The sequence below is a fragment of the Psychrobacter maritimus genome, assembly GCF_029953575.1.
Classification (GTDB): Bacteria; Pseudomonadota; Gammaproteobacteria; order Pseudomonadales; family Moraxellaceae; genus Psychrobacter; species Psychrobacter maritimus.
In genome coordinates, this window is record NZ_CP124526.1 from 1,579,746 (window position 1) to 1,594,912 (window position 15,167).

Here is a 15,167-nt window from a genome sequence, read left to right on the forward strand (position 1 = left end):
GCGAAATTCACCTCTACCCTAATGTCGGGTGGAGTCCTCTTTCGCGGTTTTGATAGTGAGTTATTGTATTTAGCATTTGATTTTATATCTTTATTTTTGAACTTTCCTTCTACAACTACTTCACCCTTAAATCGGAACGGCACCTATGCGCTATCAAAATACTTACGTCAAATTAGACACTCGCCTTTATCATGAGCAGCCACCGACACCGCTCGACAATCCTCGCGCCGGTCATTTTAATACCCAAGTTGCCGAGCAATTGGGCTGGCTTGATGACGATGAGCTGATGGCGCGTTGGGTCGAGATATTGGGTGGTCAATACGTGCCAGCTCAGTTTCAGCCGCTATCGATGGCCTATGCTGGTCATCAGTTTGGACAATGGGCGGGACAATTGGGCGATGGCCGTGGTTTACTCATGGCACAAGTACTCGATAATAACGGCCAATTGCAGGACTTACATCTAAAGGGCGCTGGTCTAACCCCTTATTCACGGATGGGCGATGGTCGCGCGGTACTGCGTAGTACCATCCGCGAATATTTATGTGGCCATGCGCTGACCCAACTTGGCATCCCCTCGTCTAATGCTTTGGGCTTTGTGGTATCAGATACCAAAGTGCGCCGCGAGCGTATGGAAGCTGGAGCAGCCTTGATGCGCGTTGCTGACAGTCACATTCGCTTCGGTCATGTTGAGTGGATTGCCAGCTTTGCACCTGACCTGCTCGGCGAGTTTACCGACTATATGATTGATACTTACTATCCAGAATGCCGTGATAGCGAGACGCCAGTCTTGGCATTTTTACAAGCCGTAGTTGAGCGTACGGCGCGTATGATTGCGGACTGGCAGCTGATTGGCTTTGCACATGGGGTGATGAATACCGATAACTTATCGATTACTGGCAGCACCTTAGACTTTGGTCCGTTTGGTTTTATGGAGCGTTTTAATCCTGCTTGGATTAACAATCACTCCGACCATACCGGACGCTATGCTTATCAAAATCAACCTGCCATTGGGCATTGGAACTTAAATATTTGGCTACCGCACTTTATGCGTCTAGAGGGTGTCACACGCGATACCTTGGCTGATTGCCTAGCACCGTATGAAGCGACTTTTATGCAGCATTATCAACAAGGGCTGTGCCGTAAGCTGGGATTGCCACACGCCAAAGAGAGCTTAACCCTTGCCTTTGAATGGCTGACATTGCTAGAAGATAACTTACTCGACTATAGCAATAGTTTCCGCGCGCTATTGGGTTTGGTCGCACCAAACGAGCATCCTCATGAACAGCAGCTGCTCACAATAATGACTGCTGAGTTTAATAATGAGGCACAGCAAGTCTGGCAAGATTGGTCAACACGGTATTTGGCAGCGCTACAGCCATTATCTAGCGAGGCCTCTATTGAGGAGATGCGCAGCAATAATCCGGTTTATGTGTTACGTAATAGTATGGCGCAGCGCGTTATTACGGCGGCGGAACAAGGACAGTTTGATGAGTTAAATCGAGTCTTTGAATTGCTTGCTACGCCTTATCAGATACAAGATATCGCCACCGAACTTGATACCTTACCACCTGCTCCGCATGCGCCGCAAATGCCAATTAGTTGCTCTTCTTAATAAAATACGAGTAAGCGGCTATTCTGTAATATTTTGAAACATGATGCAATTAGGGTTGATATTTCGCCCTATTATTTGTCATCATCAACCAGCGAAATAATGAATATCATTTTATTATATTGCTCGCACTATTCAGTCGAGCTGACTAGGCAGTTAAATGCCAATAATGCTAGAATAGCTGTTTTTGTACGATTGTTGTTTTTACCCTGATGTCTAGTCGCCAATCATGACCTTTTTAGTATAAAAGCACCCTCATTGTCATCTTTCATGGTTTTGAGGTTTAGACGTTAGTTTTTTATCCCATTTACTTTATTCCAATTATCCCAACCATGGCAATTATTATGAATGACGATATCACTTTGAATACGGATGCTCCTACCACGGAAAAAGAGCAGTTTGAACAAGCTGCCCTACATTACCATGAGTTCCCACGCCCGGGTAAAATCTCAGTAACACCTATCAAGCAATTGGCCAACCAACGTGATCTGGCGCTCGCCTACTCACCAGGGGTTGCGATACCTTGTCTTGAGATTCAAAGAGATCCAGCTTTAGCAGCTAAATATACTGCTCGTAGCAACTTGGTCGGTGTGATTACCAACGGTACTGCGGTACTTGGTTTAGGGAATATTGGTCCATTGGCATCAAAGCCTGTGATGGAAGGTAAAGGGGTTCTATTCAAAAAATTCGCTGGTATTGACGTTTTTGATATTGAAATTGCTCAAAACGATCCAGATAAGTTCATCGAAGCGGTTGCGTCTCTAGAGCCTACTTTTGGTGGTATTAACTTAGAAGACATCAAAGCACCAGAATGTTTCAAAATCGAGCGCGAATTGCGTAAACGTATGAACATTCCAGTATTCCACGATGACCAACATGGTACGTCAATCATTGTTGCCGCAGCGATGCTAAACGCTTTGCTCATCACTGGCAAAAAAATTGAAGAAATTAAAGTCGTTTGTTCAGGCGCTGGTGCAGCCGCTATCTCTTGTTTGGATATCATTTGTGCGCTTGGTGTTGATAAAAATAACATCTTGGTATCAGACTCACGCGGTATCATTACTACCAGCCGTGAAAACCTTGATGAGACTAAGCAGCGTTATGCCCGTGATATCACTGCATCTACCATCGAAGAAGTGATGGATGATGTCGATATGTTCTTAGGCTTGTCTATGCCTGGTACATTGACCGAAGACATGGTTCGCCGTATGGCAAAAGACCCTATCGTCTTTGCCCTTGCCAATCCAACGCCTGAGATTATGCCAGAATTGGCCCATGCGGTACGTCCAGACGTCATCATGGCAACAGGTCGCTCAGATTATCCCAACCAAGTAAACAACGCGTTATGCTTCCCTTATATCTTCCGCGGTGCGTTAGACGTTGGCGCAACGACCGTTAACGAAGAAATGAAAATTGCTTGCGTAAAAGCAATCGCCGCCATGGCGCATGTTGAAGCCACGCCAATGAGCAACGTGAAAAACGTTGAAAGCACGCCAAGCTTTGGACGCGAATATTTGATTCCAGGACCTTTGGAGCCGAACTTAATCATCGAAATTGCTTCTGCTGTTGCTAAAGCCGCGATGGATTCTGGGGTCGCGACGCTACCTATCACGGATATGAAAGCCTACCGTCAACGCTTGTCTGAGTTTGTTTATAACTCAGCGTTTGTCATGAAGCCTATCTTTGCCCGCGCAAAAGCTGACCCTAAACGTATTGTTTACTGTGAAGGCGAAGACAGCAACGTCTTGCTAGCGGTACAAGTGGTGGTCGATGAGCAGTTGGCATATCCAATCTTGGTTGGTCGTCCTGCCGTCATCGAAAAGAACATCGAGAAACTTGCACTACGCCTAAAAGATGGTGAAAACATCACGATTATCAATCAAGATGATGATCCACGCTATAAAGACTACTGGCAGGGCTACTACGAGAAAAACAAACGTAATGGCGTCAGCATTGAACTTGCTCGCCGTGATGTTCGTCGTAAGACCTCTTTAATCGGTGCGTTACTGGTTGAAAATGGCGATGCCGATGGTATGATTTGTGGCACATTCAGCTACTATCAGCTCCATCTAAAATACGTCAGCAGAGTCATTGGTAAAAAAGAAGGCGTCAGTGATTTTTATGCGATGAATGCCGTACTTATGCAAGATCGCAATATTTTTATTGCCGATACTTATATCCATGAAGACCCAACGGCTGAGCAATTAGCTGAAATGACGGTACTGGCAGCTGATCAGTTACGTCGCTTTAGCATCACGCCACGTGTGGCGTTGGTTTCGCATTCAAACTTCGGTACATCAGACCGTGCCAGCGCGGTAAAAATGCGTAAAGTACATCAGCTGCTGACAGAAATGAATGTCGACTTTGACTTCGATGGTGAAATGCAAGGTGATGCGGCACTTGATGAACATATCCGTGCCAATGACTTGCCATCAAGCAACCTAAAAGGCTCAGCAAACTTGCTTATCTTGCCAACGCTTGATGCCGCAAACATTGCTTTCAACCTACTAAAAACAGCGACCAGCAGTGCCTCTATCGGTCCTATCTTGCTAGGCGCTAACAAGCCTGTGCATATCCTAACCCCATCAGCAACGGCACGGCGTGTGGTTAATATGACAGCGCTTGCGGTCACTGAAGCTCAAGATTTAGAAAGTGAGCAGTAGTCGTTTATATAGCGTATAAACGCATTACGAAGACGGTCTTCTGTTAGTTATTTATAGAAACCGTCTGCTATACTAAAACCAGTCAATACTCCTAAGCGAGTGTTGACTGGTTTTTTTTTGGCAAAATGACTTAGTAAATACTGGATAAAAAAAGAGACTATTATGCAAGTGTATCTCGTCGGCGGCGCTGTCCGTGACCAACTGTTAGGTCGTCCTATCAAAGACAAAGATTTTGTCGTCGTCGGCGCGACTGTCGCAGATATGCTGGCGGCAGGTTTCCAACAAGTGGGCGCAGACTTTCCAGTATTTTTGCACCCTGTTAGCCGTGAAGAATATGCCCTAGCACGTACGGAGCGCAAACAAGGTCTGGGCTATCAAGGCTTTAGCGTGCATGCCAGCCCTGATGTCACCTTGCGTGAAGACTTGCAACGTCGTGATTTGACTGTCAATGCCATGGCAATCGAAGTCAAAAGCCTTACCGATGACACGCCCATCACTGGTAAAGTCGTTGATTACTATGGCGGATTGCAGGACATTAAGAGCAAAACCCTACGTCATGTCTCAAGCGCTTTTAGTGAAGACCCATTACGAGTACTGCGAACCGCGCGCTTTTATGGACGCTACTATGATTTGGGCTTTAGTATCGCCGATGAAACCTTGCTATTGATGCGTCAATTGGTAAGCTCAGGCGAGCTTGCGCATTTAAGTAGTGAACGCATTTGGCAAGAATCGAGCCGTGCCATGATGCAAGTGTCGCCGCAAGTATATTGGCAGCAGCTGTTTGAGATTGGGGCGCTAACAGAGTATTTTGCCCCGCTACATCAAGTTTGGAGCCATGCTCAATACGGTCAAATACGAGAGATTGTACAAACTGCATTGTATTTCGCCGGTCAAATGCAATTAAACTTATCGCAGCGCTGGGCGTTATTAATGGCCAGTCTCAACACAGATTCATTTGCTCTGAAACCTACAGACTCGAATTCAGATAACATAGCATCAAATGACATAGCATCAAATGACATAGCATCAAATAACATAGCAACTGCGGTTAAAGGCATTAATGAGATCGGAAACAGCGCAAAAGTGCCAAAAGCGCAAACCCAATTTGCCACCTTATTTTTGCAGCAAACACAAAAGCTTAGCATTATAGACCAACTGAGCGCCGCTGAGAAAATCGATCTTATTCAAGCTTGTAGCGCTCATAAAGCGCCGGACAAACTCTCGCAGCTCTTGGTCACAAGCCATGTTTTAAAACTGGCCATACAGCACCGCCAAATGATGCTGGCATTGGGCAGCTTTCATGCCATTAGCATGGACGACATCGACCAAAGCCTCAAAGGTCCAGCGATTGGCGAAGCATTACGACAACGTAGAATTGAGCATTTACAAGCACAACCTGTCTTATAAACAATTTCTTTCAACCAGCAATTTAGATAATAAAAATACCTTTAATATGAACCAAGAATTTAGCTTAAGCCGACCAAAAGATTCTAATACCTCAGCGCCAGTAATGCTAGTAACTGGTGGCGCTAAGCGTATTGGTGCGGCTATTGTTCGTGCCGCCCATGAGCAAGGCTACCGTGTCATTATCCATTGTCATCATAGTGAGCAAGAAGCCAATGCCCTAGCCGATGCGCTGAATCACAGTCGTCCTGATAGCGCGGTCGTCGTCCTTGCAGATTTGGCGGTTGTTAATAATAGCGAGACGCTACAGCAATTTACTCAAAATATCATGCAAGCATTTGGGCAACTTAATGTCCTAGTGCACAACGCCTCACGCTTTTATCCAAGTCCGCTTGGTCATATCAATCTTGAGCAATGGGATGAGTTATTTTTAACCAACGCCAAAGCGCCTTTATTATTAAGCCAAGCGTTATATCCTTATCTACGGACACAGCAGGGCTGTATTATCAGCCTGCTTGATATCCATGCGCATAACAGACCTTTTAAAAATTATGCCGTCTACAATATGGCAAAGGCGGCGCATCGCATGATGGTACAGTCTCTGGCGCTTGATATGGCACCTGATGTACGCGTCAATGGCGTCGCTCCTGGCGTGAACATCTTACCAGAAGCAGATGGCGACCAAGCGCTTGACCCGCAACAGCAAAAAAACATCATCAACTCTATTCCTATGCAGCGGATAGGCAGACCTTACGAGATTGCGCATAGTGTGCTTTATCTAGCACACGCCAGTTACGTCACTGGTGAGATAATTACCGTAGATGGCGGTCGCAGCCTGACATTGGCTGGTGGTCATATTTGATAGAAAATGGCATTCCTTAAAAATATCTGTATTAGTTCCTATCTTTTACTTGAAAATCTAGAAAAATCAGGTATCATTGTGCGTCTAACGTTAGGGCCCATAGCTCAGTTGGTTAGAGCAGAGGACTCATAATCCTTTGGTCGTAGGTTCAAGTCCTACTGGGCCCACCACATATTGAATCAGGCTTGTTCGCAGCGATGCGGCAAGCCTTTTTTTATGGGGTTTCACAAGTTTTACGAATATCTTGGTATGTGGCGAACCATATAGAATATTGGTATATTTGTTGGTATAGATTATACCAACGCGGAGATATACCAACATGCCATTGAGCTATGCTGAAGAAACCGTAGAGATAAACTTGGTAAACTAAGCGTATTAATCGGAGTTTATCATGACCAAGAAAGTAAGAACCTACAGTGACGAATTTAAAGCCGAGGCCGTCAAGAAGATAGCAGACAATAATGGCAATATCTCAGCGACCGCAAAGCAGCTTGGCATCGCCATGCAGACCTTATCTAATTGGCACAATAAAGCCAATCAAGGCAAGCTTATCGGCACAGAACAATATGATCCTGATCTTATGACGGCTCTTCAGGAAATAAAGCAGCTCAAACGACAGCTTAAAGTTGCCGAAGAGGAGCGAGAGATATTAAAAAAGGCGACGGCGTACTTCGCCAAGCACAGCTAGTAAGGTACGCCTTTATTAAAGACAATCAGCAGATATTTAGCATCACCACTATGTGCTATGTGTTAAGCGTCAAACCATCAAGTTATTACGACTGGAGTAGTCGCGATATCAGCGAGCAGCAGATACATCGCAACCATTGTGAGCTACTAGTTAAAGCTGCTCACAGTGAAAGTAAAGAACGTTATGGTTATGAGCGTTTGCATGCAACGCTCACCGAGCAAGGGCACGATATTAGCCTATATATGGTCAGAAGCATTAAAGAAGAACACGGCATCAAATGCCGTCGCCACAAACGTTTTAAAGTTACCACGGACTCCAACCACAACAAGCTTGTCTATCCAAACATACTAAATCAGCAATTTGATGCTAAGCGTCCTAATGAATCGTGGGTCAGTGATATTACTTATATCTGGACCAATTAGGGTTGGTTGTATTTAGCGGGAGTCAAAGATTTATACACCAAAGAGCTTGTCGGCTATGCAATCAATAAGCGAATGACCGCAGATCTAGTATACAAAGCATTGAACATGGCCATCAAGAATAAACGTCCAAGCCAAGGGTTGATTATGCACTCTGATAGAGGTAGCCAGTATTGCAGTTATGTGTATCATAGAATCATCAAACAGCATCAGTTTACAGGTTCAATGAGCGGTAAAGGCAACTGCTTTGACAACGCACCCATAGAAAGCTTCTGGGGCATATTAAAGAACGAGCTAGTGTATCAACAAGACTATAAAACAAGGTTTGCCGCCATCAGAGATATCATTGGCTATATTGAGCTGTACTACAACCAAACGAGGATTCAAAAGGGCTTGGGCTATAAATCACCAAGACAGGTGTGGTTTGACTTTTATCGTCAGGCTGCGTAACTAAAATCTCCCAAGTTTAACTGTACGGATTTGACAGCAGGGATCAGCGCTTTTTATGTGCAGATTCTCTAAATTAAGTTAATGTGAGACTATCATCACATCATCTCCCTATTGCTATGGTTAAAACTTGGCCATCGCTTGCAAAAAGGCAGATACGAACCTCAGCCAAATAAAAACCTTTATTAATAAAGGTTTTATAGAAAAAATGATTCTGCTCTCATTATAAGACCTATATAAACACCAAGCCATCCTCAGTTTGATACACTTTAATATCGACATCATACACGTCGCTTAATTGTGGACGTGTCATCACCTCACTAGGCGTTCCTTGGGCGATAACTCGTCCACCATTTAACAAGACCACCTCATCAGTATAGCGATACGCATGGGTCAAATCATGGAGGACAACCACGATACTTTTGCGCTGCTGTCGCACCAAATTATGCAAATAATGAAGTAAAAAACGCTGATGGCGGATATCGAGATGATTGGTCGGCTCATCAAACATCATGATTTTAGTATCTTGCATCAGCGCCCGGACGATAGCCAAGCGCTGCTTCTCACCGCCTGATAAGGTTTGCACGCGAGCACTGACCAAACTTAATAACTCAAAATCCTGTAGTAAACGTTGCGCGCGCTCAACATGATTACTATTTGGGCGCTGATACCATGCAAGATTAGGTGAAACGCCCAATAGCGCATAATCCAGTACCGTTAACGGCAGCTCAAAACGCTCATGTTGTCCAACCCAAGCGATATGGCCATCATTCATGACCTCGTTGATCGGCTGACCGTAAATCGTAATGTGGCCATCTGTTTCAAGCGCGGTTCCTGTGTGTTGACCCAAAACCGTATGCAGCAACGTGCTTTTACCTGCGCCGTTTGGTCCGATAAAGGCGACCAGCTTTTGGCTTGGCACTGTTAGCTTGTCTATCTTTAACAATGTTTTATGACCGTGCGAGATATGAATATCTTGCATCGACAACAGCTCGCCTGCATTACTACTCTTGATATTACTACTATCTATATTGCTTTCTCGATTTGCTAGCGATGTCTTTGATGTAGCCGTAAAAAATGAATGAAACATAAGCACTCTCTTTGATTAACGGCGGCTACTACGCACAAACAGCCAAATAAAGAATGGACCGCCAAGTAACGCTAAAACAATGCCAACGGGTACATCCACTGGATAAGCAACATGCCGCGCCGCGCCATCAATGACCAGTAATAATATCGCCCCAAGCCAACCAGACCAAATCATGAGGCGCATACGTCCGCCACCAAACAAAATGGCCAGCAGATTTGGCACCATCATGCCAATAAAACCAATGACGCCTGCTAAAGACACCGCTGCCCCTGTCAGTAATGCCGAGGCAATCACGACCAAACAACGAACCATACCTACCTTGATACCCAAAGATTTAGCGGCTGCCTCACCTAACATCAACCCATCTAACTGCCGACCTAACGGTAATAAAATAGCCAGCCCTAAAATCATAGAGACCATCGAATAACGCAGCGGTACAAAGCCCGCTTCCGCCATACTACCTGACAGCCAATTGGTCGCCGAGCGCAGCACCATGTCATCAGACATGAATAAAATCAGGCTGACCACCGCAGCACAAAAAGCGCTGATGACAAATCCCAATATCAGCAAGCCCATCTGCCCACCGCCCAAAAACCGATGACAAGCGAGAATAAATAAACAGACCAATACGCTTCCGGTAAATGCAGCAAGCGGTATCCCAATGCCACCAAATCCCAATGCCAGAACCAAAACAACACCAAGCGCTGCGCCACCTGATGTACCGATTAAACTTGGATCTGCTAAGGGGTTTCCAAATAAAGCCTGTAATGCTGCACCACTAACTGACAACGCCATACCAACCAACAATGCCGTCACCACACGCGGATAGCGCAGCTGCCAGATAGTATCGTCAAGATGACTAGGGCTTGACCATTCGCCAAAGCCAATACCAAGCGCCAACCAAATTAGCAGCACAGATGCGACAGTGGCAGCAACATAATAGATGCTATGTTTGTGTTTTCCAGTTTGTATAGGGATAGAAGCGGAAATCGTATTTGCCATGTGAGATATCGTTTTATTGAATATAAAAGAGGTTATGCTATATATTGCTTGAGCTATTTTGCTACAGCGTTCAGCTTTTTTAAGACTTGTGGTGAGTTCAGCCCATAACGTAAAAAGTCATCGGCTGGCCAAAAGTGTACGCCACCATTTTTACCGGCAGCACTTGTCGAAACCTCAGGACGTTTACTAAATCGACTGACACCGCCAACCACTGCCTGATTATGATCAGCAATAATGATGACATCGGGCTTGGCTGCCAGCCAGCCTTCACGTGACATGGGTTTTAACCCCGATACGTTTGCCGCATTGATGCCACCAGCACGGCGAATCAGCTCATCGCCTACCGTGCCCTTACCTGCAACGATACGACCATCGTAACTTAATAAATAGCGCTTACCGGTTTTTGCCATTGGGCTCATCCCTGCATTCCAACGCTTAGCAAGCTGCGACCCTGCAGATTTTTTATCCACGTAACTGCCAATTGTTTTAATACTATTGGCAAAGGTATTTACTTCTTCTTTAGGCGCTACATTGACGGCTTTAACCTTTAGACCATTTAAGCGCTGATAAATACTTGCAGGCTGTACCATATAACTGCCGAGCACCAAATCTGGCTTTACCGCCAACACCGACTCGGCGGTGATATTACGATGCATACCCACGGCTGGTACATTCTTTAGCGCTGGATTATTATTGGTCGCATCTTTACCGACCAACTTATTGGTCGCTCCTAGGGCCACGACCACATCTGCGACATCGGGGCTCATGGCGACAACACGCTCATAAGCTTGGGCAGAAAGCGAAGGCACGGCAAATGCGCCAATAATGGTGGCTATATTTATGGTACTTCTGCTAAAAGATATATGTATCGTTGATGGTTTTTCGAATTTTAAGTTTTTTGTGTGTTGTTTTAATAGCTGAGAGAGCATAACGGTTCCTTGGTCATCATTTTGAAGGATTTCTTATAATGGTTGTCGATTGACAAATTATTTATGATTAAAACGACTGTCACATAAAGGCTTATATAAATGATAGACGCCTCTAGTGCCAGTCATCATTATTCATATCCAACGTTAAATTTATGCCATGTCGTCAGTCGTTAGTACCTGTGTTGCTGTCTTTTCATGCTCTGTCTTTTCATGCAGCATGTCCGCATACGAATGGGCTTCGGTAACCTTGGCAACGATCTGCTGCCATGCTTCAAGCTCAGGCGTGCCTTCAATACGCTGACCAAACACACTAAAGATACTGACGCCGTGATCATCAAAACCTTCGATACAAGTCACGATACCGTCTTTGGTTGGACGCTTAACGCTCCATACTTGCGCCAATGCTGTGTCTTTTAAATGCAGCGTAAAGTCATTATGGTCTTTGTCTAAAATATTAAACCAATCCCCTATGCGCTTGAGAGTCTGTACGGTGCCTGTCTGAATCTGCACGAGTCCGCTATTACCAACAAATATCATGATTGGGCATTTGGCATCACGCGCTTGCGCAAATACCGCTTCGACAGCGCTAATATCAAGCTGCTGCGTCATCTGCTCTGGTGCTTGACGGTAGCTGCTAGCACGATCGATACCGAGACTTTTTAATAATGAGTGAAATTGATGCACGTCTGTCATTGACTGCCAGCCTTGTTGTAACTGCGCGCGCTCCTCTTCACTTAATGCCTTGTAACGCCAGTCATTTAGCGGCTCTTGTGCTTCTAATGTCAGCGTCTCCTTATTTACCGTTTGCAGCTGCTCCTGAATCATCGCTTGCCAACGGCTGATATTCTCATCACTCAACTCTCGTAGATACACTTTGTCGATAGCAGCACCTTGGGCGTTATAAAACTGAATACTATAAGATGGCTTATCGGCGCGGCTGGTATCCGTTACCGCCAGCATATGCTGCCATTGCCCCATAAAGAATCGCAAATCCAGACCACCAACATTGAGTGCCAAGCCCATTTTTTCGCCAAGCTTAAGATTATGATATGGCGCGGTTTTTTCATGCACTGCCAACTCGTTTCTGACAATGCTTTCCATGTCACCAAAGTTCTCAAATTGCTTTAATACAGCTTTGCACTGATCACCCATATACTGGCTATAAGGCGAAGCTAACATCAGTTCAAACTCGCTGGTACCTAATGCAGCCGCTCCTTCTGTGGGAAATAGCATCGGCGTTTTTGCTTTTAATGCTTGGTATTGTTGCCACAGCTCAGTATTTTTTTTGCTTAACGATAACGGGTGACTCATGATGGTCTCCATAAAATAGTCGATGATAAAAAAACCAATCACCTTGGCGTTGTCAGCTTAAATATGAATGTATTAAGAGTAGCAGGGATAAAGTATATGACAGACGTTTGAAAAATTAGTGCTTGTCAAAACGTGATCAAGAGACTGCTTTTTCATAACGTATTAGTCATCACGTCTTTTTCATCATTACCGTTTATTATTCCTGCTAGGCGATGTTGAACGGAAATTATTATGGCAACATTTTTTCACTTTGTAAATAGAAATAATTATCATTTGCATATTGATAATTATTATCTTTTGAAATATGATGTTTGAGCTTTGTTACTGACAATAGTGAATCAGGTAACAAAGTCTTTAACAATTAAAACTATGACACGGTCGCTTTAGATTGCTCTTTTTGTAGCAAAAGATCTTTAAGTAACACTACTTTCTTACTTTCTTACTTTCTCTTTTTACAATGGCTGTTTTATTTATGTCAATTTTAGCGTTTGATTTATCGTTGACTCATACGGGACTAAACACCTATCCCTCACTACTGCGTCGTAGCCCATTAGCTATAAGTGTTGCATTAGCATTGTTTGCATTCACGTCAGTTTCCGTCCAAGCAGCGCCGCCTCTTGCAGAGTCTAATGCTGATATTACAAGCGATGCTGCCATGCCGAGCACACGTTTAGATCCTATCGTGGTAACGGCCACACGCTCTGAGCGTGCATTGAGCGATGCGCCAGTTGCCCTGCAAGTACTCAGCCGCCAGCAGCTAGATGACAACCATGCTCATACTTTAAAAGAAGCACTAGCCTTGTTGCCCAATGTTTACTTACGCGAAGTCCATGGTAAAACAGGTTACGAAGTTAGTATGCAAGGCTTTACCGGTGATCAAGTATTGGTGTTGATTGATGGTTTACCCATCACCGCCAGCACTGGCTCGACGGTAAACTTAAATCAATATATGAATATGGATATTGAACAAATAGAAGTGGTTCAGGGAGCGGCGTCAGCGCAGTTTGGTAGCGCGGCGATGGGCGGCGTTATCAATATCATCACTAAACCTATTGGCGCGGCAACAGGACATATCACTACCGAGATTGCCAGCAATGGTCGGCAAAATCCATCTGGTAAAAAGTTAGATGCTAACAAACGCTATGTAGAAGCCAGCGTGGAAGGGGCATTAGATAAAAACCAGCGCTTTCATGCGCGTCTATCAGGCTCGTATCTGGATAATAATGGTTTGAGCTTAGACCATGAAGCATGGCCCAGATTAAAAGATGCCAGCGAGCAATCACAAGTCAGTGCCCGATTTAGCTACCACCCGGACGGTAAAGGCATATCAGACAATGACGATAGTAACGACGATAGCCGAATGGTCAAAAACGCTCAATATTGGTTAGAGGCCAACCACTATAAAGAAGACGATGTTAGCCGTTTTAATTATTATGTGGCGCCGCGCTATTTGGCACAGCAACGAGATGAGCACATTACTAAGCAGCGCTTTAGTGTTGGTGCGCGCGCTGATATCACGCCGCATGTGGATAATCGCAGCAAAACTTATCGGTTGTCCGCACAAGCCCTGCATGAGGAATATCAAAGCGAATCCAATACTAAAACGCAGCAAACCATCACCAGCGCCCGTGATACAGACATCAGTACCACGCTGGCGCAAGCGCAGCTCGACCTACCTGAGCTATTACTATCCGATAAGCACATTCATCTTATTCAAGTTGGCGGTCAGGTTCAGCAAGACAAGTTAAGCCAAACGAAAAATCAATCCAGCGAGCTTATCAGCGATAACGTTAGCCGTGATGTCGGCGAGCTATATATACAAGATGATTGGCTGATTGGTGATAACTGGGAGGTGTTGAGCGGTATTCGCTATCAAAACGATGAAGACTTTGGTGGCCATACGGCGCCAAAGGTATCACTCAAATACAACCATTTGGATGCGAGCGGTCGCGACCATGTCTTTCGTAGCAGTATTGGCGGTGGTTATCGCGTGCCCAACCTGAAAGAACGCTACTACGTCTTTGACCATAGCAATTTGGGTTATAAAGTCATGGGTAATCCCGACTTGCAGCCTGAAACCTCAACCAGTTACCAAATCGGCTATCAAGGTCAGCTGAGCGATAGTGTCAATTTGACGGTTAATGGTTTTTATAATGACGTGAACGATCTGATCCAAACCGACGAGGACAACGCCACCTTTGACGGTAACATCGCCATTTATAAATATATGAACGTTGATAGCGCCAAAACTTATGGTGGCGATATTGGTATTGACTGGCAAGTGGACGAGCGCGCGAAACTACAAGCCAGCTACGCTTACCTCAAGACGCATAACAATGTAACGGATACCGAGCTGACCTATAAGCCCAATCACAAAGCGATGCTCGCACTAGATTATCAAATCAATGACAAATTACAGCTGATCCCGCGCCTCAATTATGAATCTAAACAGCTGATTAGTACCAGCGAGCAAGCATATTCACCGTCTTGGTGGACACTCGATAGCAAGCTCAATTATGACGCAACTGCAAACTTGAGCTTGTACGCGGCGATTAATAATATCTTTGATGTGCAGCGTGATGTCACTGATACCGGTGACTATCGCCCCATTGATAATCGTGAGTGGTTACTTGGCGCCAGTTACCATTGGTAAGCCTTTGATTCGCAATCATTCTAAAGCAGTTGTATTTGTAGTGCTGTTTTTCACCTTTTATATAAAACGACAACCACCAAGGAAGCTGAT

General features: G+C 44.9%; 9 protein-coding genes, 1 tRNA gene and 1 pseudogene. 7 read left to right on the forward strand and 4 right to left on the reverse strand.

What is annotated here, in order from left to right; all coding sequences use genetic code 11:
- The first annotated feature begins 145 nt into the window (after positions 1 to 145).
- The 6 genes and pseudogenes from QJS82_RS06530 (at position 146) to QJS82_RS06555 (ending at position 8,095) form a co-directional block, all read left to right on the forward strand.
- On the forward strand, positions 146 to 1,612 hold the full coding sequence (locus QJS82_RS06530) for a protein adenylyltransferase SelO (protein ID WP_281489955.1): 1,467 nt from the start codon (positions 146 to 148) through the stop codon (positions 1,610 to 1,612).
- Positions 1,613 to 1,953: 341 nt separating this feature from the next.
- A complete protein-coding gene (locus QJS82_RS06535) occupies positions 1,954 to 4,272 on the forward strand; it encodes an NADP-dependent malic enzyme (RefSeq protein WP_281489956.1) in 2,319 nt (772 codons plus the stop codon).
- A gap of 162 nt (positions 4,273 to 4,434) precedes the next feature.
- Complete coding sequence (locus QJS82_RS06540; protein ID WP_281489957.1) at positions 4,435 to 5,679, forward strand: tRNA nucleotidyltransferase/poly(A) polymerase-related protein; 1,245 nt, start codon at positions 4,435 to 4,437, stop codon at positions 5,677 to 5,679.
- Between the two features lie 46 nt (positions 5,680 to 5,725).
- Positions 5,726 to 6,538 carry a pteridine reductase gene (locus QJS82_RS06545; RefSeq protein ID WP_281489958.1) on the forward strand — a complete coding sequence of 271 codons (813 nt, stop codon included), beginning with the start codon at positions 5,726 to 5,728 and terminating at the stop codon, positions 6,536 to 6,538.
- Positions 6,539 to 6,631: 93 nt separating this feature from the next.
- A tRNA-Ile gene (locus tag QJS82_RS06550) sits at positions 6,632 to 6,708 on the forward strand.
- A gap of 221 nt (positions 6,709 to 6,929) precedes the next feature.
- Positions 6,930 to 8,095 (forward strand): annotated as a pseudogene (locus QJS82_RS06555) (IS3 family transposase).
- Between the two features lie 229 nt (positions 8,096 to 8,324).
- On the opposite strand, the gene QJS82_RS06560 reads toward QJS82_RS06555, so the two are convergent.
- The 4 genes from QJS82_RS06560 to QJS82_RS06575 all read right to left on the reverse strand — a co-directional run bounded on the left by QJS82_RS06560 (position 8,325) and on the right by QJS82_RS06575 (position 12,424).
- On the reverse strand, positions 8,325 to 9,182 hold the full coding sequence (locus QJS82_RS06560; protein WP_281489959.1) for an ABC transporter ATP-binding protein: 858 nt from the start codon (positions 9,180 to 9,182) through the stop codon (positions 8,325 to 8,327).
- A 15-nt stretch (positions 9,183 to 9,197) separates the two neighbouring features.
- On the reverse strand, positions 9,198 to 10,184 hold the full coding sequence (locus tag QJS82_RS06565; RefSeq protein ID WP_201619388.1) for a FecCD family ABC transporter permease: 987 nt from the start codon (positions 10,182 to 10,184) through the stop codon (positions 9,198 to 9,200).
- A gap of 53 nt (positions 10,185 to 10,237) precedes the next feature.
- On the reverse strand, positions 10,238 to 10,993 hold the full coding sequence (locus QJS82_RS06570; RefSeq protein ID WP_265089015.1) for a heme/hemin ABC transporter substrate-binding protein: 756 nt from the start codon (positions 10,991 to 10,993) through the stop codon (positions 10,238 to 10,240).
- Between the two features lie 270 nt (positions 10,994 to 11,263).
- The gene (locus QJS82_RS06575) at positions 11,264 to 12,424 is read right to left on the reverse strand and encodes a ChuX/HutX family heme-like substrate-binding protein (protein ID WP_201619390.1); all 1,161 of its coding nucleotides are present in this window, start codon (positions 12,422 to 12,424) and stop codon (positions 11,264 to 11,266) included.
- A gap of 472 nt (positions 12,425 to 12,896) precedes the next feature.
- On the opposite strand from QJS82_RS06575, the gene QJS82_RS06580 reads away from it, so the two are divergent.
- Positions 12,897 to 15,077, forward strand: coding sequence for a TonB-dependent receptor plug domain-containing protein (locus QJS82_RS06580; RefSeq protein ID WP_201619391.1), 2,181 nt, complete (start codon positions 12,897 to 12,899; stop codon positions 15,075 to 15,077).
- Positions 15,078 to 15,167 lie beyond the last annotated feature (90 nt).